This is a genomic window from Pseudomonas linyingensis (assembly GCF_900109175.1).
Taxonomy (GTDB): domain Bacteria; phylum Pseudomonadota; class Gammaproteobacteria; order Pseudomonadales; family Pseudomonadaceae; genus Geopseudomonas; species Geopseudomonas linyingensis.
Genome location: NZ_FNZE01000005.1, coordinates 125,480 through 150,735 on the forward strand (window position 1 = coordinate 125,480; position 25,256 = coordinate 150,735).

Annotated in this window: 22 protein-coding genes and 1 pseudogene; 13 read left to right on the forward strand and 10 right to left on the reverse strand. The window is 68.8% G+C overall.

Annotated features, from left to right (window positions below; genetic code table 11):
* Nucleotides 1-219: 219 nt before the first annotated feature.
* The 3 genes from BMZ19_RS08025 to hmpA form a co-directional block, all read right to left on the reverse strand.
* Nucleotides 220-1,227 carry an AraC family transcriptional regulator gene (locus tag BMZ19_RS08025; RefSeq protein WP_090309500.1) on the reverse strand — a complete coding sequence of 336 codons (1,008 nt, stop codon included), beginning with the start codon at nt 1,225-1,227 and terminating at the stop codon, nt 220-222.
* Between the two features lie 210 nt (nt 1,228-1,437).
* A complete protein-coding gene (locus tag BMZ19_RS08030; RefSeq protein ID WP_090309503.1) occupies nt 1,438-2,628 on the reverse strand; it encodes an NnrS family protein in 1,191 nt (396 codons plus the stop codon).
* 226 nt (nt 2,629-2,854) lie between these two features.
* Nucleotides 2,855-4,036 (reverse strand): NO-inducible flavohemoprotein, encoded by a 1,182-nt coding sequence (gene hmpA / locus BMZ19_RS08035; protein ID WP_090309506.1) that lies wholly within the window; start codon nt 4,034-4,036, stop codon nt 2,855-2,857.
* Between the two features lie 180 nt (nt 4,037-4,216).
* Between hmpA and norR the strand changes: the two genes are divergently transcribed.
* Entirely contained in the window at nt 4,217-5,770 is a 1,554-nt protein-coding gene (norR, locus tag BMZ19_RS08040; RefSeq protein WP_090309508.1) for a nitric oxide reductase transcriptional regulator NorR, read from the forward strand.
* A 48-nt stretch (nt 5,771-5,818) separates the two neighbouring features.
* Here the strand turns inward: norR and BMZ19_RS08045 are convergent, their stop codons facing one another.
* The gene (locus tag BMZ19_RS08045) at nt 5,819-6,739 is read right to left on the reverse strand and encodes a LysR family transcriptional regulator (protein ID WP_090309511.1); all 921 of its coding nucleotides are present in this window, start codon (nt 6,737-6,739) and stop codon (nt 5,819-5,821) included.
* Nucleotides 6,740-6,872: 133 nt separating this feature from the next.
* On the opposite strand from BMZ19_RS08045, the gene BMZ19_RS08050 reads away from it, so the two are divergent.
* The 10 genes from BMZ19_RS08050 (at nt 6,873) to BMZ19_RS08095 (ending at nt 17,062) form a co-directional block, all read left to right on the forward strand.
* Nucleotides 6,873-7,577: a pirin family protein gene (locus BMZ19_RS08050; protein WP_090309514.1), complete on the forward strand. Its 705-nt coding sequence runs from the start codon at nt 6,873-6,875 to the stop codon at nt 7,575-7,577.
* Between the two features lie 165 nt (nt 7,578-7,742).
* On the forward strand, nt 7,743-8,423 hold the full coding sequence (locus tag BMZ19_RS08055) for a hydrolase (protein ID WP_090309518.1): 681 nt from the start codon (nt 7,743-7,745) through the stop codon (nt 8,421-8,423).
* A 188-nt stretch (nt 8,424-8,611) separates the two neighbouring features.
* Nucleotides 8,612-8,893: a XapX domain-containing protein gene (locus tag BMZ19_RS08060; protein ID WP_090309521.1), complete on the forward strand. Its 282-nt coding sequence runs from the start codon at nt 8,612-8,614 to the stop codon at nt 8,891-8,893.
* On the forward strand, nt 8,890-10,788 hold the full coding sequence (locus tag BMZ19_RS08065; RefSeq protein ID WP_170847721.1) for an amidohydrolase: 1,899 nt from the start codon (nt 8,890-8,892) through the stop codon (nt 10,786-10,788). The genes BMZ19_RS08060 and BMZ19_RS08065 overlap by 4 nt, the downstream gene beginning before the upstream one ends.
* Nucleotides 10,789-10,853: 65 nt before the next feature.
* Nucleotides 10,854-12,452: an MFS transporter gene (locus BMZ19_RS08070; protein ID WP_090309527.1), complete on the forward strand. Its 1,599-nt coding sequence runs from the start codon at nt 10,854-10,856 to the stop codon at nt 12,450-12,452.
* A 291-nt stretch (nt 12,453-12,743) separates the two neighbouring features.
* Entirely contained in the window at nt 12,744-13,184 is a 441-nt protein-coding gene (aroQ, locus tag BMZ19_RS08075) for a type II 3-dehydroquinate dehydratase (RefSeq protein ID WP_090309530.1), read from the forward strand.
* Between the two features lie 8 nt (nt 13,185-13,192).
* Entirely contained in the window at nt 13,193-14,044 is an 852-nt protein-coding gene (locus BMZ19_RS08080; protein ID WP_090309533.1) for a shikimate dehydrogenase, read from the forward strand.
* A gap of 107 nt (nt 14,045-14,151) precedes the next feature.
* Complete coding sequence (locus BMZ19_RS08085; protein WP_090309536.1) at nt 14,152-14,712, forward strand: TRAP transporter small permease; 561 nt, start codon at nt 14,152-14,154, stop codon at nt 14,710-14,712.
* Entirely contained in the window at nt 14,712-15,992 is a 1,281-nt protein-coding gene (locus BMZ19_RS08090) for a TRAP transporter large permease subunit (protein WP_090309540.1), read from the forward strand. The genes BMZ19_RS08085 and BMZ19_RS08090 overlap by 1 nt, the downstream gene beginning before the upstream one ends.
* 50 nt (nt 15,993-16,042) lie before the next feature.
* Entirely contained in the window at nt 16,043-17,062 is a 1,020-nt protein-coding gene (locus BMZ19_RS08095; RefSeq protein WP_090309543.1) for a TRAP transporter substrate-binding protein, read from the forward strand.
* Nucleotides 17,063-17,201: 139 nt separating this feature from the next.
* Here the strand turns inward: BMZ19_RS08095 and BMZ19_RS08100 are convergent, their stop codons facing one another.
* Genes BMZ19_RS08100 through BMZ19_RS08115 form a run of 4 tightly spaced genes read right to left on the reverse strand, consistent with a single transcriptional unit; the run spans nt 17,202 to nt 21,483 of the window.
* Nucleotides 17,202-17,792, reverse strand: a complete 591-nt coding sequence (locus tag BMZ19_RS08100) for a nucleotidyltransferase family protein (RefSeq protein ID WP_342028234.1) — start codon at nt 17,790-17,792, stop codon at nt 17,202-17,204.
* A 48-nt stretch (nt 17,793-17,840) separates the two neighbouring features.
* Nucleotides 17,841-18,824, reverse strand: a complete 984-nt coding sequence (locus tag BMZ19_RS08105) for an XdhC family protein (RefSeq protein ID WP_090309550.1) — start codon at nt 18,822-18,824, stop codon at nt 17,841-17,843.
* Nucleotides 18,825-18,826: 2 nt separating this feature from the next.
* On the reverse strand, nt 18,827-21,007 hold the full coding sequence (locus BMZ19_RS08110) for a xanthine dehydrogenase family protein molybdopterin-binding subunit (RefSeq protein WP_090309553.1): 2,181 nt from the start codon (nt 21,005-21,007) through the stop codon (nt 18,827-18,829).
* 2 nt (nt 21,008-21,009) lie between these two features.
* Entirely contained in the window at nt 21,010-21,483 is a 474-nt protein-coding gene (locus BMZ19_RS08115; protein ID WP_090309556.1) for a (2Fe-2S)-binding protein, read from the reverse strand.
* A gap of 330 nt (nt 21,484-21,813) precedes the next feature.
* Between BMZ19_RS08115 and BMZ19_RS08120 the strand changes: the two genes are divergently transcribed.
* Nucleotides 21,814-22,041 carry a cysteine-rich CWC family protein gene (locus BMZ19_RS08120; RefSeq protein WP_090309559.1) on the forward strand — a complete coding sequence of 76 codons (228 nt, stop codon included), beginning with the start codon at nt 21,814-21,816 and terminating at the stop codon, nt 22,039-22,041.
* 43 nt (nt 22,042-22,084) lie between these two features.
* Here the strand turns inward: BMZ19_RS08120 and BMZ19_RS08125 are convergent.
* Nucleotides 22,085-22,273, reverse strand: a pseudogene (locus BMZ19_RS08125) (hypothetical protein); the annotation flags it as partial.
* Between the two features lie 64 nt (nt 22,274-22,337).
* Nucleotides 22,338-24,638, reverse strand: coding sequence for a heavy metal translocating P-type ATPase (locus BMZ19_RS08130; RefSeq protein ID WP_244517128.1), 2,301 nt, complete (start codon nt 24,636-24,638; stop codon nt 22,338-22,340).
* Between the two features lie 133 nt (nt 24,639-24,771).
* Here BMZ19_RS08130 and BMZ19_RS08135 point away from each other — a divergent pair, with 133 nt between their 5' ends.
* Nucleotides 24,772-25,242 carry a DUF2271 domain-containing protein gene (locus BMZ19_RS08135; RefSeq protein WP_090309562.1) on the forward strand — a complete coding sequence of 157 codons (471 nt, stop codon included), beginning with the start codon at nt 24,772-24,774 and terminating at the stop codon, nt 25,240-25,242.
* Nucleotides 25,243-25,256 lie beyond the last annotated feature (14 nt).

Sequence of the window (25,256 nt, forward strand, 5' to 3'; positions counted from 1 at the left end):
GATCTGGATTTTTTGGGAGGTGGCGAACGACTAGTCGGGCAGGCCCGCGGGGGGATGCACGATCGGGAAGCAGGGCGGCATGGCGGTTTCCTTTCTTGTTATGGGCCCCGACGCACACTCAGCAACCGCTGGCAGTTGTCGTCTAGAGCCTTGGAAGCACGGCAAGCGTGTTGACTTCATATTGGTCAGCCACCGCCCGCCCGACAATGGCCGTTCTTCTCAATCTGCGTGACCGTTTTGGCCAATCGCCGGCGCGAGGATCAGCGTGCGGTAGTGGCCGGGGTTGGTCCCCGTCCACTTGCGAAAGGCCTTGTAGAACGCACTGACGTCGGCGAAACCAAGGCGCTCGGCGATCTCGCCGAAGGTCACCTCGGCGTCGGCCAGCCAGGCGGTGGCCATCTCCTGGCGCACGGCATCCTTGATCGCCTGGTAGGACTGACCGACCTCGGCCAGACGCCGGCGCAGGGTCGAGGGCGACATGCACAGCGCCTGCGCCAGCGCCTCGCTGGTCGGCCACTGCTCGGCGGGCAGGCTGCGCAGATGGACCTTGATGCGGTGGGCCATGCTGCCGGTGTCGCGGTACTTGACCAGGATGTTCGACGGCGCCTTGGCGAGGAAGGCCTGCGCCTCGGCCTCGCTGCGCCGCACCGGCAGATCCAGTACCTCGGCGGCGAAGATGAAGCGCGTCGAGGGCCGGCCGAAGCGCAGGTTCTCCGAAAACATCACCCGGTAGTCGTCGGTGTACGCCGGCGCAGCGCAGCGCAGCTCGGCCGCCAGCAGGGGAAAGCGCCGGCCGACCAGCCAGCAGGCCAGGCCGTGCAGCATCAGCCAGAAGGTGAAGTAGGCAAAGGGCCGGCAGGGTTCGCCGCTACGCTCGCGCAGCACCACCTCGGCCAGGCTCTGGCTGCGGCTGAGGGTGGCGCGAAAGTTCTCGAAGGTCAGGGCGAAGAACTCCAGAGCGGTATGCAGCGCCTCCTCCAGAGTAGCCTGGCTCCGGCAGGCGCGGCAGAGGAAGGCGAAGCTGCCCGAGCGCATGCGTCGTGGGTCCATGCCGAAGAACTCGTCGTCGAAGCGCCGGGCCAGACGCAGCCACAGGCGGCTGTACACGCCCACCTCCACCCGCGCCGCAGGATCGGCCAGCACAGCCGGCTCCAGACCCACCTCGCGCAGCAACGCCTCCAGCGGCTCGCCGCGCCGGGCGAAGGCCTGCAGGGCCTCCTCGACCATGCGAATGGAGATGGTGTCCTTCTGCCTTGGCACTGCGCGCTGGTTCACGGGTCCTGGTTCCGCTGAAAGGGGGCGGACACCATAAAGAAGCCGGGGCGACAAAACCAGACTGGCGGGAGGTCTGCGCGCCACGGTTGAGCCTGGAGGAGCGAATTCATTCGCGACCCTGTCGCGAAGTCGCGAATGAATTCGCTCCTCCAGAAGATTGTCCTACCCCGGCTGACCGTCCAGCCGCGGCTGGCACAGCATCGGCGCGTAGTACCAGACGAACAGGCCGAAGGCGGCGGTCCAGGCGGCGCCGGCCAGCAGCAGGCTGCCCTGCGGCCAGAACGGCGGCAGCAACACCCGCGCCGCGGTGCCGAGGTTGACCAAGGCGAAGGCCCAGGCCATGGCTGCCGGCGGTTGCAGCGGCCGGCCGGTGTGGCCGAGGCTGACCCGCGCGACCATGGCGAGGATCAGCCCGCCCATGCCGCCCACCCCCAGCGCGTGCAGCGCCAGGCTGGCATTGGCGAGCAGACCGAAGTGCCACAGCGCCTGCCCGGCCAGGGCGAGCACCAGCCAGGCGTAGGCCAGGTGCAGCGACCACAACAGCGGCACCCGCCACAGGCCGGCGTCGTGCCAGCGCGCCAGGCGCACGCCATGCAGCAGCGCCACCAGGGCGAACAGCGCGCCCAGCCAGGCCTGCGCCTGCAGCGCCGGCCCCGTGGCGGTGAGCACGGCGAGCAGCACCAGGCCGCCCTGCGCGCTCCACTCCAGCCACGGCAGCGCCGGTACCTGCGCGGTACGGCCGAGGCCGCGCTGGGTGAAGAACGGGATCACCCGCCCGCCGATCAGGCCCATCATCGCCGCCACCAGCCACAGCGCGGCGATCACGCCCTGGCGCTGCCAGGCCTCGTTACCCTGGGCGAGACCGAGCACGACCTGCAGATCGGCCAGGGTCAGCAGGGTGAGCACGCCGACGATGGGGTAGTTGCGCACCTGGCGCACCGCCCAGAGCATGCGTCCGAGCAGCAGCGCCACCGTGGGCAGGAAGGCCAGTTCGAGGGGGATCAGCAGCCACAGCGGCGCGCCGAGCAGCCAGGCCAGGCGTGCGGCCAGCCACAGCGCGGCCAGCGCGGCGAGCGGCGGGCCGCTGAGGCCGGGCCTGCCGGTCCAATTCTGCGCCGCGGTGAGCAGGAAGCCGGCGATGATCGACGCACCGAAGCCGAACAGCATCTCGTGACGATGCCAGCCCAGCGCGCCGCCGGCCGGTTGCCAGGCGGGCCACCAGCCAGCCAGCACACCGAGCCAGAGGGGAATGGCCAGCGCTGCGAAGGCCGCGCCGGCGAGGAAGAAGGGACGAAAACCGAGGCGCCACAGCGGCGCGATCTGCAACAGGGCCTTGCGGTCGACCAATTGCATGGGGATTCCTTAACGGTGATGGTGCGCACGCCCCCGCGTGGGCACCGGGGTGGACGCCCCGCCTCCCTGTTGGGGACGCGGGGCACCATCCTGTAGGGGCGAATTCATTCGCCAAAAGGCCTCGTAAAGGCGAATGAATTCGCCCCTACACCGCCGGTAGGGCGCCCTCGGCGCATGGCGACAGTCCGCCGCCGGCAGCGAGTACGCCCTACCCGCTGAGCCTAGCTCAAGCCTCCAGCGCCGCCGCCGGGCCGAAGAACTCGTAGCGGCACTGCGCTTCCGGCACGCCCAGCTCGTTCAGCTGCTTCTTCACCTGGGCCATGAACGGCTTCGGACCGAGGAAGTAGGCGTCCAGGTCGCGCTGCTCGGGCAGCCAGTCAGCCAGCAGCGCGGTGCTGCTGAAGCCCTCGGCGTCGGCGGCATCGCCTTCGCGCGGCTCGCTGTAGCAGTAGAAGCGGGTCAGCTGCGGGTGCTGCTCGCTCTTGGCGTCCAGCCACTCGCGGAACGCGTGCACGCCACCGTGACGGGCGAAGTGGATGAAGCGCACTTCACGGCCGCTCGCCAGCGCCTGCTCGAGCATGGCCACCGCCGGGGTGATGCCGACACCGGCGGTGATCAGCGCCAGCGGCTTGTCGCTGTCGGCGAGGACGAAGTCGCCGGCCGGCGGGAAGACTTCCAGCTCGTCGCCGACCTGCACCTGGTCGTGGAGGAAGTTGGAGATCACCCCGCCCTCCTCGCGCTTGACGCTGATGCGCAGCTCGCGGCCGTTCGGCGCGGCGGACAGCGAGTAGTTGCGGCGGGTTTCCTCGCCGTCGATAACGAAGCGCAGGCCCAGGTACTGGCCCGGCACGAAGTCCGGCACCGCGCCGCCGTCGACCGGCTGCAGGTAGAAGGAGGTGATCTCCTCGCTCTCGGCTTCCTTGCGCGCCACGCGGAACTGGCGCGAACCGCGCCAGCCGCCTTCCTTGCTCTCGTTGGCGGCGTATACCGCCTCCTCGGCGCCGATCAGGATGTCGGCCAGCTGGCCATAGGCGGCAGCCCAGGCGGCGATCACCTCGTCGGTGGCGATTTCCTCGCCGAGCACTTCGCGGATGGCGCGCAGCAGGCAGGCGCCGACGATCGGGTAGTGCTCCGGGAGGATCTGCAGGGAGACGTGCTTGTGCACGATCTGGCCGACCAGCGGGCCGAGCGCCTCGAGGCGGTCGATGTGGCGGGCGTACATCAGCACGCTGTTGGCCAGCGCGCGCGGCTGGTCACCGCTGGCCTGGTGGGCCTGGTTGAACAGCACCTTCACCTGCGGGTATTCGCCGAGCATGATCTTGTAGAAATGCTTGGTCAGCGCTTCGCCGCCGGTTTCCAGCAGCGGGACGGTGGCCTTGATGATGGCGCGGTGTTGATCGGACAGCATGGACGACTCCTGAAAGTGATCAATCGGTGAGCGGCCATCGACAGGCCGCGATACTGCAAGCACAATGGATATATCAGTTTTCGTGCCATGTTTTTTATTCAATAAAATCAATGACTTATTGTTTTCTAAAGTCATCATGACAACATAAATTCGCTGTCAAACAGACAACAAGCTATCAAAATGACAACGCATCCCCTGCTGCGCGCCCTGATCCCACTGGTGGCCGACCTGTCCCGCGACCTTCCCGAGGAGGAACGCTACCGCCGCCTGCTCGGCGCGCTGCGCGCGCTGCTGCCTGCCGATGCCGCCGCCCTGCTGCGCCTGGACGGCGACACCCTGGTGCCGCTGGCCGTCGACGGCCTGAGCCCCGATACCCTCGGCCGGCGCTTCCGGGTCAGCGAGCACCCGCGCTTCGAGAGCCTGCTGGGGCACCGCGGCCTGACCCGCTTCGCCGCCGACTGCGCGCTGCCCGACCCCTATGACGGTCTGGTCGAGGGTCTCGACGGCCATCTGGAAGTGCACGACTGCCTGGGCTGCCCGCTGTACGTCGACGAGCAGCCCTGGGGCCTGCTGACTCTGGATGCCCTCGACCCGGCGAGCTTCGACAACCTCAACCTGGACAACCTGGAAGCCTTCGCCAGCCTGGCCGCCGCCACCGTGCGCGCCGCCGAGCGGATCGACGCCCTGACCCGCCGCGCCGAGCACGACGAACAACTGGTCGAGGTCTACCGCGAGGCTGCCGGCCAGCAGGCCAGCCGCGAACTGGTCGGCCAGAGCCGCGAGCACCGGCGCCTGCTCGATGAGATCGCGGTGGTCGCCGGCAGCGACCTGAGCGTGCTGATCAGCGGCGAAACCGGCGTCGGCAAGGAGCTGGTCGCCCAGGCGATTCACAACGCCTCGCCGCGCGCGCGCAAGCCGCTGATCAGCCTCAACTGCGCGGCGCTGCCGGACACCCTGGTGGAAAGCGAGCTGTTCGGCCACGCCCGCGGCGCCTTCTCCGGCGCGGTCAGCGAGCGCCACGGCAAGTTCGAGCTGGCCGACGGCGGCAGCCTGTTCCTCGACGAGGTCGGCGAACTACCGCTGGCCGTGCAAGCCAAGCTGCTGCGCGTGCTGCAGAGTGGCCAGCTGCAGCGGGTCGGTTCGGACCGCGAGCACCACGTCGACGTGCGGGTGATCGCCGCCACCAACCGCGACCTGGCCGAGGAAGTGCGCGCCGGGCGCTTCCGCGCCGACCTCTATCATCGGATCAGCGTCTATCCCCTGCCGGTGCCGCCGCTGCGCGAGCGCGGCCGCGACGTGCTGCTGCTGGCCGGCTTCTTCCTCGAGGAAAACCGCGCCCGCCTCGGCCTGCGCAGCCTGCGTCTGACCAGCGAGGCCCAGGCCGCGCTGCTGGGCTACGACTGGCCGGGCAACGTGCGCGAGCTGGAGCACCTGATCGGCCGCGCCGCGCTCAAGGCGATGGCCGCCAGCGGCGAGCGGCGGCGCATTCTCAGCATCGGCGCCGAACTGCTGGATCTGCAGGGCCGGCACGCCACTGCGCCGCCGCCCGACAGCCCGGCCAGCAGCCCGCCCCCAGCGGTCGGCGACCTGCGCGAGGCGGTCGAGCAGTTCCAGCGCCAGCAGATCGGCGCCGCGCTGGAGCAGCATCAGCATAACTGGGCCGCCGCCGCCCGCGAGCTGGGCATGGACCGCGCCAACCTGCACCGCCTGGCCAAGCGGCTGGGGCTGCGCTGAGGCATCCCAGCGATCGGAGCGAAGGTTTCATCGCCCCGCTGGACAGCGCTAGTCGATGTGCCGTGCCCAAGGGGCGCCGGCGAAGTATTCGACCAGGTAATCCATCAGCGCCTGCACGCGCGCGGGGCGGCTGCGCCCGGGCGGGGTGACCAGGTGCAGGGCGATCGGCTCCACCTGCCAGTCGTCCATCACGGTCTCCAGCGCGCCCGACTGCAGGTCCTGCCAGACCAAGAACTCGGGCTGCAGGGCCAGTCCCAGCCCGGCGTGCAGCGCGGGCGCCAGCGCTTCGGCGTTGTTCACCCGCAGCGGCGTGCTCATCGCCTGGGTGAATTCGCCGTGGCGCGGGTGACGGAAGCGCCAGCTCGGGCCGCTGCGCGAGTAGGCGTACTGCAGGGCGCGATGATTGGCCAGGTCACGGGGATGCTGGGGCCGGCCATACTGCGCGAAGTAGGCCGGCGCCCCGACCAGATGGATGCGCACGGTGCACAGGCGACGGGCAAGCAGGCTGGAGTCGGCCAGGGTGGAGATGCGCAAGGCCAGGTCGAAGCGATTCGCCACCAGGTCGACCAGTTCGTCATCGAACTCGATGTCGAGCGTGACCTCCGGGTGGAGAGCCATGAACTGCGGCAGCGCCGGGGCCAGGCGCGAGAGTCCGAAGGACATGGGCGCCGCGATGCGTATCGGTCCGCGCAGGCTGGCCGATCGCTCGGCCACTTCGGCCTCGACGGCTTCGCCGGCCTCGAGAATGCGCGCGGCATGCTCCAGCGCAAGCAGGCCGCTATCGGTCAGCGACATGCGCCGCGACGTGCGGTGAAACAGCATGACTTTCATGCGTTTTTCCAGTCGCGTGATGGCTTTCGACACCGTGGCCTGTGACAGGGACAGTTCCTCGGCGGCTCTGGCGAAAGAGCCGGCTTCCGCGACCTTGGCGAAGATCGCCCAGGCTTCCAGGTCCGGCAATCTGCTCATGCTGAAGCTACCCCGCTGCGCGCCACGATCACATCAATAATGGAAAGAATGGTATTCCATACCTTCCATTCTGGCGAACATGTGCAGCGTCTATAGTGATTCCCATCGATGTTTCAGCAGCGGGAGAATCACCATGATCGAACGTCGCCCCTTCGCCAGCCTCGGAGGAGTCGATCACGGCTGGCTCAATGCCAAACACCACTTTTCCTTTGCCGAGTATCACGATCCGGCACGTGTGCACTGGGGCGCGCTGCGGGTCTGGAACGACGACATCATCCAGCCGGGCACCGGCTTCCCGGCGCATCCGCACGCGGACATGGAGATCATCACCTACGTCCGCGAAGGTGCGATCACCCACCAGGACGACCTGGGCAACAAGGGGCGTACCAACGCCGGCGATGTGCAGGTGATGAGCGCGGGGGCCGGCATCCGCCACTCCGAGTACAACCTGGAGCCGGGCATCACGCGCATTTTCCAGATCTGGATCTTCCCGGACCGGCGCGGCGGGCAGCCGTCCTGGGGCGCCAAACCCTTCCCGAAGGCCGACCGCTCCGGCCGGTTCGTGGCCCTGGCCAGCGGCATCGAGGGGGATGAGGACGCCCTGCCGATCCGCAGCGCTGCCCGGGTGCTGGGCGCGACACTCAAGGCCGGGGAAACCGCCGAGTACCGCTTTGCCGGCAAGGACCGCTATGGCTACCTAGTGCCGGCCAGCGGGCAGGTGGAGATCAACGGCATTGCGCTGCAGGCCCGGGATGGCGCGGCCATCAGCGGCGAGGAAGTCATTCGGGTCACCGCCCGCGAGGACAGCGAGCTGGTCCTGGTGGACGCGGCCGGCTGAGCCATCGGCAAAGCGGCACCAGGGATTTTCGCGGCATCCCTGGCGCCCGCCGCATGCGACAAGACGGGGACCGATGCCTCGGACGTCGGTACGCCGGGTGTCGCCGGCATGCACAACTGTCCCATCCGCCGCCCCTCGATGTTCGTCCCATGAAGGAGAGACACCATGTCCAAGTACCTCGAAGTGCTCACCCCGCAGAACAGCCAACTGATCTTCATCGACCAGCAGCCGCAGATGGCCTTCGGCGTGCAGTCGATCGACCGCCAGGTGCTGAAGAACAACGTCGTGGCGCTGGCCAAGGCCGCCAAGGTGTTCAACGTGCCGACGACCATCACCACCGTCGAGACCGACGGCTTCTCCGGCAATACCTATCCCGAGCTGCTGGCGGTGTACCCCGAGCACAAGATCCTCGAACGCACCTCGATGAACTCCTGGGACGACCAGAACGTGCGCGACTCGCTGGCCGCCGCCGGGCGCAAGAAGGTCATCGTCTCGGGGCTGTGGACCGAGGTGTGCAACACCACCTTCGCGCTGTGCGCGGCGCTGGAGGGCGGCTATGAAATCTACATGGTGGCCGATGCCTCCGGCGGCACCTCGGCCGATGCGCACAAGTACGCGATGGATCGCATGATCCAGGCCGGTATCGTGCCGGTGACCTGGCAACAGGTGCTGCTGGAATGGCAGCGCGACTGGGCGCGCAAGGAAACCTACGACGCGGTCATCGGCATCGTCCAGGAGCACTCCGGCGCCTACGGCATGGGTGTCGACTACGCCTACACCATGGTTCACAAGGCCCCGGAGCGCGTGCAGCACGGCGAGCGCATCGGCCCGAACCCGGCCAAATAAGGCGCGCGGCGCACAAGCCGCCGGGGCCGCGTCGGACCGGCGGCAACTCCGCCGGTCCCGATGTCCCGCCCGGGTGGCCTCTGCAACCCAGCAGCGGCGGGCGCAGCGTCTAGCCTTGGTACGGATCGGAGTCGCGGGCGCCCGCCGTGCGCTCACCGCTGCGCACCGTACATGTAGCGAGGTGAAGCATGAAACTCTACGTCCTGTCAGCTGGGGCCGGCCTGCTGGTCGGCATCATCTACAGTCTGCTCAACGTACGCTCGCCGGCACCGCCACTGGTCGCGCTGATCGGCCTGCTCGGCATCCTGATCGGCGAGCAGGTCATCCCGGTCGGCAAGCAATGGCTCAGCGGCACGGCATTCTCTACCGCCTGCGCCAAGGCGCAGGCCGTCAACCATGTATGCGGGCAACTGCCCGGCCGCCAGCAGGCCGGGCAACAGGCGCAATCCGCAGAGGAGAAGCAGTCATGAGCACGCCAGACATTGCCGAGGTGATCCTGCATCACGGCCGCATCACCACGCTGGACCACAGCAAGCCGCAGGCCAGCGCGGTCGCCATCAAGGATGGCAGGTTCCTGGCCGTGGGCGACGACGCCGAGGTCGTGGCCCTGGCCGGCCCCGCCACCAGGGTCATCGACCTCAAGGGCCGCAGCGTGCTGCCCGGACTGTTCGACAACCACACCCACGTGGTGCGCGGCGGCCTGAACTACAACCTGGAACTGCGCTGGGACGGCGTGCGTTCGCTGGCCGATGCGATGGACATGCTCAGGCGCCAGGTCGCCATCACTCCCGCGCCGCAATGGGTACGCGTGGTTGGCGGCTTCAGCGAGCACCAGTTCGTCGAGAAGCGCCTGCCCACCATCGCCGAGATCAACGCCATCGCCCCGGACACCCCGGTATTCCTGCTGCACCTGTACGACCGCGCCCTGCTCAACGGCGCCGCGCTGCGCGCCGTGGGCTATGGCAAGGACACCCCCGAGCCGCCGGGCGGCGAGATCACCCGCGACGCCAACGGCAACCCGACCGGCCTGCTGCTGGCCAAACCCAACGCGATGATCCTCTACGCGACCCTGGCCAAGGGGCCCAAGCTGCCGTTCGACTACCAGCTCAATTCCACCCGCCACTTCATGCGCGAACTCAACCGCCTGGGCGTGACCGGCGTGATCGACGCCGGCGGCGGCTTCCAGAACTACCCGGACGACTACGCGGTGATCCAGAAGCTGGCCGACGACGGCCAGATGACCGTGCGCCTGGCCTACAACCTGTTCACCCAGAAGCCCAAGGAGGAGAAGGATGACTTCCTCAACTGGACGTCCAGCGTGAAGTACAAGCAGGGCAGCGACTATTTCCGCCACAACGGCGCCGGCGAGATGCTGGTGTTCTCGGCTGCCGATTTCGAGGACTTCCGCCAGCCGCGGCCGGACATGCCGGCGGAGATGGAGGGCGAGCTGGAGGAAGTGGTGCGCATCCTCGCGCAGAACCGCTGGCCCTGGCGCCTGCACGCCACCTACGACGAGACCATCTCTCGCGCGCTGGACGTGTTCGAGAAGGTCGACCGGGAGGTGCCGCTGGCCGGCCTCAACTGGTTCTTCGACCACGCCGAAACCATCTCCGACAAGTCCATCGACCGGATCACCGCGCTCGGCGGCGGCATCGCGGTGCAGCACCGCATGGCCTACCAGGGCGAGTACTTCGTCGAGCGCTACGGCGCCGCGGCGGCCGAGGCGACCCCGCCGGTCGCCCGCATGCTGGAGAAGGGCGTGAAGGTCTCGGCCGGCACCGACGCCACCCGCGTGGCCTCCTACAACCCCTGGGTGTCGCTGGCGTGGATGGTCACCGGCAGAACCGTCGGCGGCCTGCGCCTGTATCCGCAGCGCAACTGCCTGGACCGCGAAACGGCGCTGCGCATGTGGACCGAGAATGTCGCCTGGTTCTCCAACGAGGAAGGCAAGCGCGGCCGGATCCAGGCCGGGCAGTTCGCCGACCTGATCGTGCCGAGCAAGGACTACTTCGCCGTCGCCGAGGACGAGATCAGCTTCCTGACCGCGGACCTGACGGTGGTGGGCGGGCGCGTGGTGTACGGCGCCGGCGACTTCGCGCCGCTGGATGACAACTCGCTGCCGCCGGCCATGCCCGACTGGTCGCCGACCCGCACCTTCAAGGGCTACGGCGCCTGGGGCGAGCCCGAGGGCGCCGGCAGGAACTCCCTGCAGCTGCTGCGTCAGCAGGCCGTCGCCGGCTGCGGATGCGCCAGCAGCTGCGGCCTGCACGGCCATGACCACGCCCGGGCCTGGGCCTCCAGCGCCCCGGTGGCCGACCTCAAGGGCTTCTTCGGCGCCCTCGGCTGCTCCTGCTGGGCCGTGTAGGAGGAAGCTGCCATGTCGAGATCCCGTTCGCTCGCCCGCCGGCCGGATGCCCGGCAGGTGCAACCATGAGCCGCGCGGGCGAGACATCGGCGGGCGGCCTTGCGCCCCTGCGGCAGACGCTGTTCGCCGTCCTCTGGGCGGCGACCATCATCGGCAACACCGGCAGCTTCATCCGCGACGTCGCCAGCGCCTGGCTGATGACCGACCTCTCGCCCTCGCCGGCCGCGGTGGCCCTGGTGCAGGCGGCGGCGACGCTACCGATCTTCCTGCTGGCGATCCCGGCGGGCGTGCTGGCCGACATCCTCGACCGCCGCAAGCTGCTCATCGCCATCCAGTTCCTGCTGGCCGGCGTCAGCATCTGCCTGATGCTGCTGTCGGCGACGGGGCTGCAGTCGGTCGCCTCGCTGGTCGCGTTGACCTTCCTCGGTGGCATGGGCGCGGCTCTGATGGCGCCGGCCTGGCAGGCCATCGTGCCCGAACTGGTGGACCGGAAAGACCTCAAGAGCGCCGTCGCGCTCAACTCGCTGGGCATCAACATCGCGCGGGCTATCGGCCCGGCGCTGGCCGGCCTGATCCTGGCCAGCCTGGGGGCGGCATTCACCTACGGCGTGGATGTCGTCAGCTATGCGTTCGTCATCGCGGCGCTGCTCTGGTGGCGGCGCCCGGTCGCCGCCCATGACGAGCTCGCCGAGCGCTTCCCCGGCGCCTTCCGCGCCGGCCTGCGCTACGCCCGCGCCAGTCGCGAACTGCATGTGGTGCTGCTGCGGGCCTTCCTGTTCTTCGCCCTGGCCAGCTCCGTGTGGGCGCTGCTGCCGCTGGTGGCGCGCCAGTTGCTAGGTGGCGGCGCCGGCTTCTACGGCATCCTGCTCGGCGCAGTCGGCCTGGGGGCGATCGGCGGCGCGCTGGTCATGCCCCGGCTGCGCGCCCGGCTGAGCGCCGACGGTCTGCTGCTGCTCTCCGCGCTGCTGGCGGCGCTGGTCATGGTGGTGCTGGCCTGCGCACCGCCGCAGTGGGTGGCGCTGGCGGCTCTGCTGGTGCTGGGCGCGGCCTGGATCACCGCGCTGACCACGCTCAGCGGCGTGGCGCAGTCCATCCTGCCCAACTGGGTGCGCGGCCGTTCGCTAGCGGTGTACCTGACGGTGTTCAACGGCGCGATGACCGCCGGCAGCCTGGCCTGGGGCGCCATCGCCCAGTGGAGCGGCGTGCCGTTCGCGCTGCTCGCCGGCGCCGGCGGGCTGGTGCTGGTCGGCCTGCTCGCCCATCGGGTCAAGCTGCCCCGCGGCGAGGCCGACCTGGTGCCGTCCAACCACTGGCCCGAGCCGCTGACGGCCGAACCGGTCGAGCATGACCGCGGCCCGGTGCTGATCCTCATCGAGTACCGCATCGATCCCGCCGAGCGGGCCGCCTTCGCGGCGGCGCTCTCCAGGCTGTCCACCGCACGCCGGCGCGACGGCGCCTATGCGTGGGGACTCACCGAGGACGCGGCTGATCCCGGCGTGATGCTCGAGTGGTTCCAGGTCGAGTCTTGGGCCGAGCACCTGCGCCAGCATCGTCGGGTATCCAGGGCCGACGCCGATATCCAGCAGGAGGTGCTGCGCTTTCACATAGGCGAGCGGCCTCCGCTGGTACGCCACCTGCTGGCGGTCGACCAGGGCGCCGGCTGACCCTGGCGGTTGGCCGCAGTCTGGCCTTGCCGCCATTTCGCTCGATAACCGAACACTTTGTCAGCCCTGCCGGCCCGCCCGATCGCTGCGCCGAACCCCGCCAGTAAACGCCTCAACCCCTCGAAAGCCGCGGCCTTGACGCGTTACACCGACGATTCCCGCCCCCGCACCGCCCTCCTCGCCTCACCTTCGCGGGCTGTTTGCGCCATTGACTGAATTAACTAGTTAGTACATTTTTATTTCAAGGCCGGCCTACGTCCGGTGACAAAAACAACAATGGAGAGCGCGAGCATGTCGCACCTTATCCTCGTCCTCAACGGTCCCAACCTGAACATGCTGGGCACCCGCGAACCCGCCACCTACGGCCACGAAACCCTCGCCGACGTCGAAGCCCTCTGCCAGCGCAGCGCCGCCGAGCATGGCCTGGAAGTCGAGTTCCGCCAGACCAACCACGAAGGCCAGCTGATCGACTGGATCCACCAGGCGCGTGGGCGCTGCGCCGGCATCCTGATCAATCCCGGTGCCTGGACCCACACCTCGGTGGCCATCCGTGACGCCCTGGTCGCCGCCGAACTGCCGGTGATCGAGGTGCACCTCTCCAACGTGCACAAGCGCGAGGAGTTCCGTCACCACTCCTTCGTCTCCGGCGTTGCCGTCGGCGTGCTGTGCGGTTTCGGCACCCACGGCTACCGCATGGGCCTGACCCACTTCGCCCACCTGCTCAACGGTTGAGAACACCCATGACCCAGACCTCCAGCATCCTCGCCGGCCTGATCGGCGCCGGTATCCAGGCCTCGCGCACCCCCGCCATGCACGAGCACGAGGGCGACGCCCAGGGCATCCGCTACCTGTACCGACTGATCGATCTCGACCAGCTCGGCGTCACCAGCGAAGCCCTGCCGGAACTGCTCGACGCCGCCCAGCGCCTGGGCTTCACCGGTCTGAACATCACCTTCCCGTGCAAGCAGGCGATCATCCCGCTGCTCGACGAGCTGTCGCCGGAAGCCCGCGGCATCGGCGCGGTGAACACCGTGGTCTTCCAGGACGGCAAGCGCATCGGCCACAACACCGACTGCCTGGGCTTCGCCGAAGGCCTGCGCCGCGGCCTGCCGAACGTGGCTCGCGAGCGCGTGGTGCAGATGGGCGCCGGTGGCGCCGGTGCCGCGGTGGCCCACGCCCTGCTGCAGGACGGCGTGCAGCAGCTGACCATCTTCGACGTCGAGCCGGCGCGCGCCGCCGAGCTGGCCGCCAACCTCAACGCCAGCTTCGGCGCCGGCCGCGCCCAGGCCGGCAGCGACCTGCCGGCGGCCATGGCCGAGGCCCAGGGTCTGGTCAACACCACGCCGGTGGGCATGGCCAAGCTGCCGGGCCTGCCGTTGCCGGCCGAGCTGCTGCGTGCCGACCTGTGGGTGGCGGAGATCATCTACTTCCCGCTGGAAACCGAGCTGCTGCGCGCCGCCCGCGCCCTCGGCTGCCAGACCCTCGACGGCGGCAAGATGGCGGTGTTCCAGGCGGTCAAGGCCTTCGAGCTGTTCACCGGCCGAGAAGCCGATGCCGAGCGGATGATGGCGCACTTCGCCAGCATGGGCTGAGGCGCGCCACGAGTGGCCGCCGCGGCGGCCACGCAAACCGGGGCAGGCAGCGATGGCAGGGAGGGCCATGCACCTGCCAGCCCCGGGACAACCCAACGAGGTCAATCATGAAAAAAATAGCCGACCTTTACTTCCGCCTGCTCAAGCTGCTCATCGTGCTGTGCATGCTCGGCATGGTGGTGCTGGTCTTCGGCAACGTGGTCTTGCGGTATGCCTTCAACTCCGGAATCAGCGTGTCCGAGGAGCTGTCGCGCTGGTTCTTCGTGTGGATGGTGTTCCTCGGCGCGCTGGTCGCCCTCAAGGAACGCGCCCACATCGGCCTGGACAGTCTGGTCAAGCGCCTGCCGCCGCTGGGCAAGCGCTTCTGTCTGGTGGTCGGCCATCTGCTGATGCTGTTCGTCACCTGGTTGATCCTCAGCGGCAGCTGGCAGCAGGCCGCGATCAACCTCGACGTGGTCGCCCCCGCCTCAGGTCTGTCGATGGCCTGGTTCTACGGCATCGGCGTGGTGTTCGGCGTAACCGCCGGGCTGATCCTGCTTTATGAACTGTTCCTCGCCCTCACCTGCCGCCTGGCCGACGCCGAACTGGTGATGGTCAAGGGCAACGAGGCCGCCGAGGAAATCGAACACCTGCAACAGCAGCAAGCCCCTGCCGTGAGGAACGCCTGATGACCCTGACCATCTTCCTCGGCACCCTGCTGGGCGGCATGGCCCTGGGCATTCCGATCGCCTTCGCCCTGCTGCTGGTCGCCGTCGCGCTGATGCTGCACCTCGACCTGTTCGATGCGCAGATCATCGCCCAGAACCTGCTCAACGGTGCCGACAGCTTCCCGCTGATGGCCGTGCCGTTCTTCATGCTGGCCGGCGAGATCATGAACGCCGGCGGCCTGTCGCGGCGCATCGTCAACATTGCCATGGCCCTGGTCGGCCACAAGCGCGGCGGCCTCGGCTACGTGGCGATCATCGCCTCCTGCCTGCTCGCCTCGCTGTCCGGCTCGGCGGTGGCCGACGCCGCCGCGCTGGCCGCGCTGCTGGTGCCGATGATGGTGCAGGCCGGCCACAGCCGCGAGCGCTCGGCGGGCCTGATCGCCGCCGGCGGCATCATTGCGCCGATCATCCCGCCGAGCATCGGCTTCATCATCTTCGGTGTCGCCTCGGGCGTGTCGATCTCCAAGCTGTTCATGGCCGGCATCGTGCCGGGGATCATGCTCGGCGCCGCGCTGGCCATCGCCTGGTGGTTCGTCGCCCGCAAGGAAAACGTCGAGATGCCGCCCAAGCGCTCGCGCCAGGAAGTGCTGCGCGCGCTGCTCGACGGCAGCTGGGCCATGGGCCTGCCGGTGATCATCATCGTCGGCCTCAAGTTCGGCATCTTCACCCCGACCGAGGCGGCGGTGGTCGCCGCCGTCTACGCGCTGTTCGTCGCCGTGGTGATCTACCGCGAGCTGAAGATCAGCCAGCTCTACGAGGTGATCCTCGGCGCCGCCAAGACCACCTCGGTGGTGATGTTCCTGGTCGCCGCGGCGATGGTCTCCGCCTGGCTGGTCAACATCGCCGACCTGCCCGGCCAACTGACCGAACTGCTCGAGCCGTTCATGGACAACCCGACCCTGCTGCTGCTGGTGATCATGCTGCTGATCGTGCTGGTCGGCACCGTGATGGACATGGCGCCGACCATCCTGATCCTCACCCCGGTGCTGATGCCGGCGGTGGTCCAGGCCGGCATCGACCCGGTGTACTTCGGCGTGCTGTTCCTGATCAACACCTCGATCGGCCTGATCACCCCGCCGGTGGGCACCGTGCTCAACGTGGTGTGCGGCGTCTCCAAGCTGAAGATGGAAGAGATCGTCCGCGGCGTCGGCCCGTTCCTGATCGCCCAGTTGCTGGTGCTGCTCCTGCTGGTGCTGTTCCCGGCGCTGGTGCTCGTACCGATGAAGTTCCTCGCCGGCTGACCGGCGCAACCCTGTCGCTCCCTCCAACAACAATAGAAAAGGCACATGACATGACCAAACTGCTGAAAACCCTGCTCGCCACCGCCTGCGCCGCCGGCCTGCTGGTCGCCGGCGCCGCCAGCGCCGCCGAGATCAAGGAGCGCACCCTGCGTTTCGCCTTCCAGAACGTCAAGGAACACCCGCAGGGGCAGGGCGCGCAGAAGTTCGCCGAGCTGGTCGGCGAGAAGTCCGGCGGCAAGATCAAGGTGCGCCTGTTCCCCGGCGGCACCCTGGGCGGCGACCTGCAGACCGTCTCCTCGCTGCAGGGCGGCACCCTCGACCTGACCGTGCTCAACTCGGGCATCCTCGCCGCCCAGGTGCCGGAATTCGCCATGCTCGACTTCCCCTACCTGTTCAACAACACCGCCGAGGCCCACGCGGTGATCGACGGCGAAGTCGGCCAGCAGCTGCACGCCAGCCTGGAGAACAAGGGTCTGGTCGGCCTCGGCTACTGGGATCTGGGCTTTCGCAACCTGACCAACAGCAAGCGCCCGGTCACCAAGCCCGAAGACATGCAGGGCCTGAAGATCCGCGTGATCCAGTCGCCGATCTACCTGGAGACCTTCAAGGCGCTCGGCGCCAACCCGGTGCCGATGCCGTTCCCGGAGGTCTACACCGCCCTCGAGCAGCGCACCGTCGATGGCCAGGAAAACCCCTACACGGTGATCCTCGGCAACAAGTTCCACGAAGTGCAGAAGTACCTGTCGGCCACCAACCACATCTACAACCCGCAGTCGTTCGTGATCGGCCAGAAGACCTGGAAGAAGCTCAGCAGCGACGAGCAGGCGCTGATCCGCGCGGCCGCCGCCGAAGCGCAGACCTTCCAGCGTGAAGTGACCGCCAAGGCGCAGACCGAGGCGCTGGACAAGCTCAAGCAGGAAGGCGTCGCCGCCAACGAGATCGCCCCCGAGGAGATCGACCGCTTCCGTGACAAGGTCAAGCCGGTGGTCGAGCAGTTCGCCAAGGACCTCGACCCGGCCATGGTCAAGGCCATGTACGAGGCCATCGAGAAGGTGCGCGCCGGGCAGTAAACCGCCGATCCGCTTGCCGCAACGCAAACGCCCGCTGCTGACAGTGGGCGTTTGCGTTTCGAGAGAAATGACCTGACCGGAAAGCGTTGCCAGGATGCGGCGCTCGGCTGACAGGCAACTGCCGCCCGCGCGGCTGCCGTCACTCGATGCACTGCGGGGTATCGACGTCGCGCAGGATGGCGGGATCGCTAACTGCCACGCGGCGCACTGCCTGCGGATTGGCGCGGATCACCTCGCGCGCACCGTTGTCCCCGCGCAGGAGCTGGAGCTCCGGCCAGAAGCTCCGGCCGAAGAGCACCGGATGGCCAGGTTGCCCCGCAAAGGTCGGTACGACGATGGCGTCCGGCGCGGCCTGCGCCAGCAGACAGCGCAGGGAGTCGGCGCCGATCCAGGGCATGTCGCCGAGAAAGATCGCCAGCACCTCGGCCTCCGAGTGTGGCGCCAGACTGCGAACCCCATCGGCCAGGCTATGTCCCATGCCATGCGCGGCATGCGCGCTGTGCAGCACCCGCACTCCGCGCGGGACGCTCAATTCACGCGGATCGTCCTCGGGACGCAGCACTACCCAGACCTCCGGCAACTCGCTAAAGGGCAGCGCCAGACTGGCCGCCAGCAGGGTCTGCCCGCCAGCCAGGCGGGCCCGACGTTTGTCGCTGCCAAAGCGCCGCGAGAAGCCGGCGGCGAGCATCAGCCCGGCCACCCGGCAGCAGCCCTGTCCTGCGGCAGTCAAACGCCCATCCCCACGATGCCGACGCTGGCTGGGCGATCAGTCGTCTCCTTAAAGCGCATCGCGCGGCCTGCCACGCAGCACGCGCACGACATCGGCCATCACCGCCAGGGCGATTTCGGCCGGGGTCTTGCTGCCCAGCGCCAGGCCGATGGGCATGTGGATGCGCGCGATATCCGCGTCGCCGAGTCCCCCCGAGCGACGCAGGCGCTCGGCGCGCGCCCGGGAGGTCTGCCACGAGCCCATGACGCCGATATAGAACGCCGGTGTGCGCACGGCCTCCATCATCGCCAGGTCGTCGATGCGCGGGTCATGGGTCAGGGCGACCACCGCCGTGGCCGTATGGCAGCCTCCCGTGGCGATGAACAGCGAGGGCAGGACTGGCTGCACGGCAATCCCGGCCAGGCTGAATCCAGCGAGCCTCTCCTCTCGCGGGTCGCAGACGATCACCTCGAAGCCCAGGGTGCGCGCGAACTCCGCACAGATCACCGAAACCGGCGAGATCCCGGCGAGGATCAGGCGGGCAGCCGGGCCGATGCGCACCTGCACGGACTCGCAATCGCCGCGTTCGACGACCCGCGGCCCCAGTCCATCATCGTCGAGAAACTGCACCTGCCCATCCGTCAGCTGCACCTGGCGAATCAGATGATGCTGCCCGCACAGGGTCGCGCGCATGACCTCCAGCTGGTCCAGCGTCGCCGCATCCGCCGGCAGACGCTCGACCAGCACCTTGAGGGTGCCGCCACAGGGGAGCGCCACCCGCGCGCCCGCTGCCCCGCCCTCCGGGTCACCGTAGCGCAGCAGGGTGACGCTGCGATCGAAGGCGCCCGCCTGCAGGCGTTCCAGGAAATTCTCCTCGACACAGCCGCCGGACAGCGAACCGGCATGGTGGCCATCGGCGCGCGCCACCAGCAGGGAGCCGGGCTCGCGTGGCGACGAACCGAAGGTGGCCAGCACCGTGCACAGCCAGACCGTTTCGCCGCTGCGCGTCCAGTCCAGTGCCCGCTCGACGACCTGCAGATCGAGATGCTGCATGCTCAACTCGTCAGCTGCGTGCCGATCGGCAGACGGCGGATGCGCTTGCCGGTGGCCGCCGCCAGGGCGTTGACCACAGCCGGCGCCAGCGGCGGCACGGGCGGCTCGCCGATACCGGTCGGCGCACTGGCCGAGGCCACGATATGCACCTCCACGGTGGGCATTTCGCTGATGCGCAGCAGTTCGTAGTTGTGCAAGTTGGACTGCTCGACCTTGCCGTCGGTGAAGGTGATCGCCTCGCGCAGGGCGGCCGACAGGGCGAAGCCCACCCCTCCCTCCACCTGGGCGCGGATCACGTCGGGGTTGATCGCGACGCCGCAATCGACCGCACAGACCACGCGGTCCACATGGAAACGACCGTCGCTCTGCACGGTAACCTCGGCGACCTGGGCGACGAAGGAGCTGAAACTCTCGTGCACCGCAACGCCGCGTCCGCGCCGCTCGCCCTCCTTGCCGGCCGGCAGCGGCTGCTCCCAGCCCGCCTTCTCCGCCGCGAGCTTGAGCACGCCGGCATGCCGCGGGTGCTCGCCGAGCATCGCCAGACGCCAGGTCACCGGGTCCTTGCCGGCCGCCTGGGCCAGCTCGTCGAGGAAGCACTCGGTCGAGAACGCGGTGTGCGAGGAGCCCACCGAGCGCCACCACTGCACGGGCACCATGCCATCCTCGGGAGAATGCAGGTCCACCCGCAGGTTGGGAATGCGGTAGGGCAAACTCGCAGCGCCCTCCACCGAAGCAGGGTCGATGCCGTCCTTGATCAACGACGCGAACGGCGACCCGCCCAGCACCGACTGCCCGACCAGGCGATGCTGCCAGGCGACCAGATTACCCTCGGCATCCAGGCCGGCGCGCAGGCGGTGATGGAACATCGGCCGGTAGTTGCCGGCCTGCATGTCGTCCTCGCGCAGCCATACCAGCTTCACTGGCGCGCGGCCCTCGATGGCCTTGACGATGTGAGCGGCCTCGAGGCTGTAGTCGGCGTTCTTGCTGGCGCGCCGGCCGAAGCTGCCGCCGGCGTACAGCGTGTGGATCCGCACCTGCGCAGGCGCGAGGTCGAACAGCTCGGCGAGCACGGTCTGGTCGTAGGTCTGGCTCTGCGCGCCGTACCAGGCCTCGCAGCCATCCCCGGTCAGGCTGACCACACAGTTCATCGGCTCCATCGCCGAGTGCGCGAGATAGGGAAAGTCGTACTCGGCCTCCAGCGTACGGGCGGCCTTCGCCAGCGCCACATCGCTGTCGCCCTCCTGACGCGCCACCTGCCCCGGCGACCTGGCCAGCTCGCGATAGTGCTCGAGCAGTTGCGCCGAGTTCTGGTTGAAGGCGGCTGCTTCGTTCCACTCGACCACCAGCGCATCGCGGCCGCGCTTGGCGCTCCAGGTATCCCGCGCGAGCACCGCGACCCCGCTGGGGATCTGCACCACCTCGACCACCCCGTCGACCGCCAGCGCTGGTTTGGCATCGTATGCCTTGACGGTGGCGCCGAACCTGGGGGGATGGGCGACCACGGCAGTGAGCATGCCGGGCAGTTGGATGTCCTGGGTAAAGATCGCCTTGCCGGTGACCTTGTCGTCCGAGTCCTTGCGCGGGATATGCCGGCCGATCAGCCTGAACTCACCGGGTTCCTTGAGCCTGACCTGCTCGGGCACCGCTTGTTGCGCCGCGGCCCTGGCCAGTTGGCCGAAGGTTGCCTGCCGGCCGGATCCCGCATGGCTGACCACACCGCCAGCCACCGTGATGTCGTCCGCAGGCACCTTCCACTGGGCTGCGGCCGCCGCGACCAGCATGGCACGCGCCGAGGCACCGGCCTTGCGCAGCTGCTCCCAGGAGTTGGCGATCGCGGTACTGCCGCCGGTGCCCTGCGCCGGGCCCCAGAACAGGTTGTTGTAGCGCGAGGCATCGGCGGGTGCGCTCTCCACCCGCACCTGCGCCCAGTCCGCATCCAGCTCCTCGGCCAGGATGGTGGCCAGACCGGTATAGGTGCCCTGGCCCATTTCCAGGTGCTTGGCGACGATGGTGACGCTGTCGTCCTCGCCGATGCGCAGGAAGGCGTTGGGCTCGAACGCCTCGGCCTGCTCCTGGCCGACCGCCCCCTGCGCCAGCGGCCAGGGGAAGTAGATGGCCAGAGTCAGGCCAGCGGCCCCCTGGAGAAAACGCCGACGACTCTGGTTGACGATGGACCGGCTCATGTTCAACTCCCTGCTCGTAAGGCCAGCGACCTGGCGGCCTCATGGATCGCCGCGCGAATGCGCACGTAGGTGCCGCAGCGGCAGACATTGCCGCCCATGGCCCGGTCGATATCGCTGTCCGAGGGGCTGCGATTGCCTTCCAGCAGCGCCACCGCACTCATGATCTGGCCGGGCTGGCAGTAGCCGCACTGCACGACATCGAGACTCTTCCAGGCCTGCTGCACCGCACGCCCGGTCGGGCTCTGTGCGACACCCTCGATGGTGACGACATTCGCCTTGTCGGCCATCGACACCGGCGTCACGCAGGCACGCACGGCCTGCCCGTTCATGTGCACGGTGCATGCCCCGCACAGCGACATGCCGCAGCCGAACTTGGTGCCGGTGAGCTTGAGGTTGTCGCGCAGCACCCACAGCAGGGGGGTATCGGCGGCGACTTCCACCGACATTTCCTTACCATTGATGTTGAGCGTGATCATGCAGTTCTCCGCAGTCGTGATGTGTCGTCCGGCCGCTGCCCATGGCTCCTTGCTCAGGGACGGGGAATGAATCCGTTGAGCGAGGCGTCAAGCCACAGGAACGCGACCACGTGCTCTTGGTCACGTCAGCTCCTTTCCCCGACTCGGATCGAGGAGCCGCATTCGTGAATGCAGTAGCCATCAAGTTAAGAACAAGAATCGCACCGGGCGGGGACCGAGCGTCCCCCTCTGACCAACGGCGGCGGGCGTCGGGACCAATGCCGGCAGCTCGTCCAACGTTGCCCGAATTGCGATAGCCTTCCCCCTGGATCACCTCCATCGGAACCCGTCATGCAGCCGCTAGCCAACCATGTCTGCCCACTCTGCGGTGGCGCCAATCAGTGCGCACCAGCCAAGGCCGGCACGCTCGATGTCGAATGCTGGTGCTCAACGGTCTCTATCAGTCCGGAAGCCTTGGCACGCGTTCCGGCTGAACTCGTCGACAAGGCCTGCCTGTGTCCGAGGTGCGCGGCCGCCGTGAGCCCGACGCAACCGGGCCAGGCCGCTCCCGACGCGTAAGGCCATAGGCCAGACCGCCTGCGGTATCGGCGCGCGCCCAGGTTCAGAACAGTTGCATCTGCCCATCCAGCAGACGCTGGAAATCACTGTGCACGAAGGGCAGGATGGCGTCCGCCACCGGCTTGAGCTGGCGCGTCACGTCGTGATCGTAGTCGATGGGGGACTGGCGATTCTCCAGGGGCTCGGGCCCGACAAGCGTGACCACGTTGCTGATCCAGCCACCACGCGGGTACGACACTGCAATACCCGCTGGAGACAGCGGGCGTTCTTTATCGCCCCGGGAAGAATCGCACCGGTCAACGCCTGTCCAGGTACTGGAACAGTTCCTCCTCCTGCTCGAAGTGCAGGCGCACCAGGGTATCCAGGCGGATCAGCAGGATCTGTACCTCATCGGCCGGGACCGCGGCAGGGTCCTGGAGAAGATCATCGCGCATGCGCGCCAACAGGTGGATCGCCCGGAAGATCTCGCGGTGGCCGCGGCTGAGGGCCGACAGCGGATCGTCGCCGGCGAGGTGGGCGGAGAGCCACGGGTATAGCTGTCGTTCGTCGTCGTGTTCGTGCTCGGCAAGCAGCACCTGCAGATCCGCCACCAGCGCCACCAGCGCCTGACGGGCAGCCTCCGGCTCCAGGCGGGCGAACTCCCCGGCCAGCTGCTGCAGGCTGGCCAGCAGGCGCGCCAGCTGCGCATGCTCGTCCTGCAGGCGATCGATCTGCTCGCCGCTGAGCCACTGCACCGAGGGCCTGTGCAGGCCGAGCGCGCGCAGCGCATAGAGGATCACCGCCACGTCTATCAGCTCCTGCACCACCGCCCCGGCCAGCGCCGGCAGGTAGCCGAAGGCTGCGACCAGCATGGCCAGCAGCGACAGTCCCATGCCGGCCAGCACGCTCTGGCGGGCGATCGCACGGGTCTGCCGGGCGATCTCCAGCGCCTCGACCAGACGATCCAGACGGTCGACCAGCAGCACCACCCCCGCTGCCTCCGCGGAAGCCGTGGCGCCGGCCGCGCCCATCGCCACGCCGACGTCGGCCGCCGCCAGCGCCGGCGCATCGTTGATGCCGTCGCCGACCATCAGGGTCGGCCCGCCGCTGCGCCCGTCTTGCACGGCGCACACCTTGTCGGCGGGAGCCAGCCCCGCGCGCAGCTCGTCGATGCCAGCGGCCAGGGCGATCATCTCGGCGGTTTCCAGGCGGTCGCCGGTGAGCATGACGATGCGCCGGATGCCGGCGGCGCGCAGGCGCCTGACCACCCGCGGCGTCTCGCTGCGCACGCTGTCGGCGAACAGCAGGGCGCCGACCAGCTCGCCATCGACCCTGACGAAGCTGCCGCCGCAGGCGGCGTAGTCCATGCGGCGCAGGATGGTGGCCGCCCAGCGGCTGTCCGGCTGCTCGGCCTGGGCGAACGACAGGGTGCCGAGCCGCACCCGGTGCCCGCCCACCTGACCTGACAGGCCGGCCCCGGCACTCTCCTCCACCCCCTGCGGCGCCTGCAGCGCCAGCTGTTGCTGCTGGGCAGCGCGGACGATGGCCTGGGAGATCGGATGCACCGAAGCCTGCGCCAGCGACGCCGCCCAACCAAGCACCTGCTGCGGATCGCCCTCGCCCTTGACCTCCACCGACTGCAGCCGGGCCTGGCCACTGGTGAGGGTGCCGGTCTTGTCGAGAAATAGTTGCTGCACCCCGGCCAGCGCCTCCAGGGTGGCGCCGTCCTTGATCAGGATGCCGCGCCGCGCCGCCCGCGAGATGCCGCCCATGATGGCGATCGGCACGGCGAGGATCAGCGGACAGGGGGTGGCCACCACTAGCACCGCCAGCGCGCGCAGCGGATCGCCGCTCAGCCACCCGGCCAGCGCCGCCAGCGCCAGGCTCGGCGGGATGAAGAACAGCGCGTAGCGGTCGGCCAGCCGCACGAACGGCGCGCGCGAGCGCCGCGCCGCCTCGGCCAGGCGCACCACCCCGGCATAGGTACTCTGCGCGGCCGTCTGCGTGGCCTGCAGCTGGAACGGCTCGCCGATATTGACCACACCGCTGGCCAGCAGGCTGTCGCGCTGGCGGGTCACCGGCAGCGATTCTCCGGTCAGCGCCGATTCGTCGAGGCTGGCGGTGGGGCTGAGCAGCCGGCCATCGACCGGCACCACCTCGCCCAGGCGCACCAGCAGCACCTGGCCGACCCGCACCTGCTCGACCGGAATCCGACGCAGGTCGCCGCCTTCGTCCAGCCAGGCCTCGCGTGGCGCGCGATCGATCAGCGCGCGCAGCTCGCGCTCGGCGCGCCGGCTGGTGAAGAACTCCAGGGTGCGCCCGGTGGCCAGCATCAGCGCCACCACCGCGGCGACCAGCCATTGCTCGAACGCCAGGGCGGCGCCGATGGCCAGCAGGGCGAGCAGATCGACACCCGTCTCGCCGCGCAGCAAGCGGCGGACGATCTCAACGGCCAGCAGCAGCGCCATCAGCAGGCTGCCCGCCGCCCAGCTCGCCGCCGACAGCTCGCTGGCGCCCCACCACTGAGCCAGTCCGCCCGCCAGCAGCGCCAGGCTGGTCAGCAGCAACAGCGCCGGGTCACGCCAGCGCAGCACTCGCGCCCAGGTTCCCTGCTCCACGCCCACCTCCCTCGCCACACAGCCGTACACACATCAGCTTAAGCCCTGATTAAGCCCCGACCCGGTGGCCTTCAGCCTGAATTCAGCCTGGCCCCTTACTGTAGTCCCATCGAATCCGCAGGAGCTTGCCCCCATGAACAAGACGCTCATCACCCTAGCCTTGGCCGGCGCCACCGCCGCACCGCTGCTGGCCCATGCCCAGCCGCAGCCGCTGACCCTCGACGTCAGCCTCAAGGAATACCGCGGCAAGGGCGCCTACCTGGCCATCTACCTGACCGATGCCGACGGCCAGTACCAGAAGACCCTGTGGGTCGCCGGCAAGAAGGCCAAGTACTACCGCCACCTGCGCGACTGGACGGCTGGCGGTGGCGCGCAGCGCGCCGAGTTCGACGGCCTGACCGGGGCCAGCGTCGGCAGTGGCGACAGCCTGACGGTGGAGGTCGAGCTGGAACCGGCCCTGCTCGATGCCGGATACGAAATCCGCATCGACAGCGCGGTCGAGGACAAGCGCGACAACCGCGCCGAGGTCCGCCTGCCGCTGACCCGCGAGCCGGGCGAAGCCAGCGGCAGCGGCTACGTCGATCGCGTCAGCTACCGTTTCTGACCCCCACGAGGCCC

Bases quoted from the DNA above. Each gene is read 5' to 3' on its own strand.
- BMZ19_RS08090 (WP_090309540.1), top strand. From the start codon at position 14,712: ATGACCCTGACCATCTTCCTCGGCACCCTGCTGGGCGGCATGGCCCTG.
- BMZ19_RS08080 (WP_090309533.1), top strand. From the start codon at position 13,193: ATGACCCAGACCTCCAGCATCCTCGCCGGCCTGATCGGCGCCGGTATC.
- aroQ (WP_090309530.1), top strand. From the start codon at position 12,744: ATGTCGCACCTTATCCTCGTCCTCAACGGTCCCAACCTGAACATGCTG.
- BMZ19_RS08030 (WP_090309503.1), bottom strand. From the start codon at position 2,628: ATGCAATTGGTCGACCGCAAGGCCCTGTTGCAGATCGCGCCGCTGTGG.
- BMZ19_RS08115 (WP_090309556.1), bottom strand. From the start codon at position 21,483: ATGATCACGCTCAACATCAATGGTAAGGAAATGTCGGTGGAAGTCGCC.
- BMZ19_RS08045 (WP_090309511.1), bottom strand. From the start codon at position 6,739: ATGAGCAGATTGCCGGACCTGGAAGCCTGGGCGATCTTCGCCAAGGTC.
- BMZ19_RS08135 (WP_090309562.1), top strand. From the start codon at position 24,772: ATGAACAAGACGCTCATCACCCTAGCCTTGGCCGGCGCCACCGCCGCA.
- BMZ19_RS08065 (WP_170847721.1), top strand. From the start codon at position 8,890: ATGAGCACGCCAGACATTGCCGAGGTGATCCTGCATCACGGCCGCATC.
- BMZ19_RS08120 (WP_090309559.1), top strand. From the start codon at position 21,814: ATGCAGCCGCTAGCCAACCATGTCTGCCCACTCTGCGGTGGCGCCAAT.
- BMZ19_RS08105 (WP_090309550.1), bottom strand. From the start codon at position 18,824: ATGCAGCATCTCGATCTGCAGGTCGTCGAGCGGGCACTGGACTGGACG.
- BMZ19_RS08110 (WP_090309553.1), bottom strand. From the start codon at position 21,007: ATGAGCCGGTCCATCGTCAACCAGAGTCGTCGGCGTTTTCTCCAGGGG.
- BMZ19_RS08095 (WP_090309543.1), top strand. From the start codon at position 16,043: ATGACCAAACTGCTGAAAACCCTGCTCGCCACCGCCTGCGCCGCCGGC.
- BMZ19_RS08070 (WP_090309527.1), top strand. From the start codon at position 10,854: ATGAGCCGCGCGGGCGAGACATCGGCGGGCGGCCTTGCGCCCCTGCGG.
- BMZ19_RS08060 (WP_090309521.1), top strand. From the start codon at position 8,612: ATGAAACTCTACGTCCTGTCAGCTGGGGCCGGCCTGCTGGTCGGCATC.
- norR (WP_090309508.1), top strand. From the start codon at position 4,217: ATGACAACGCATCCCCTGCTGCGCGCCCTGATCCCACTGGTGGCCGAC.
- BMZ19_RS08050 (WP_090309514.1), top strand. From the start codon at position 6,873: ATGATCGAACGTCGCCCCTTCGCCAGCCTCGGAGGAGTCGATCACGGC.
- BMZ19_RS08025 (WP_090309500.1), bottom strand. From the start codon at position 1,227: ATGGTCGAGGAGGCCCTGCAGGCCTTCGCCCGGCGCGGCGAGCCGCTG.
- BMZ19_RS08055 (WP_090309518.1), top strand. From the start codon at position 7,743: ATGTCCAAGTACCTCGAAGTGCTCACCCCGCAGAACAGCCAACTGATC.
- hmpA (WP_090309506.1), bottom strand. From the start codon at position 4,036: ATGCTGTCCGATCAACACCGCGCCATCATCAAGGCCACCGTCCCGCTG.
- BMZ19_RS08085 (WP_090309536.1), top strand. From the start codon at position 14,152: ATGAAAAAAATAGCCGACCTTTACTTCCGCCTGCTCAAGCTGCTCATC.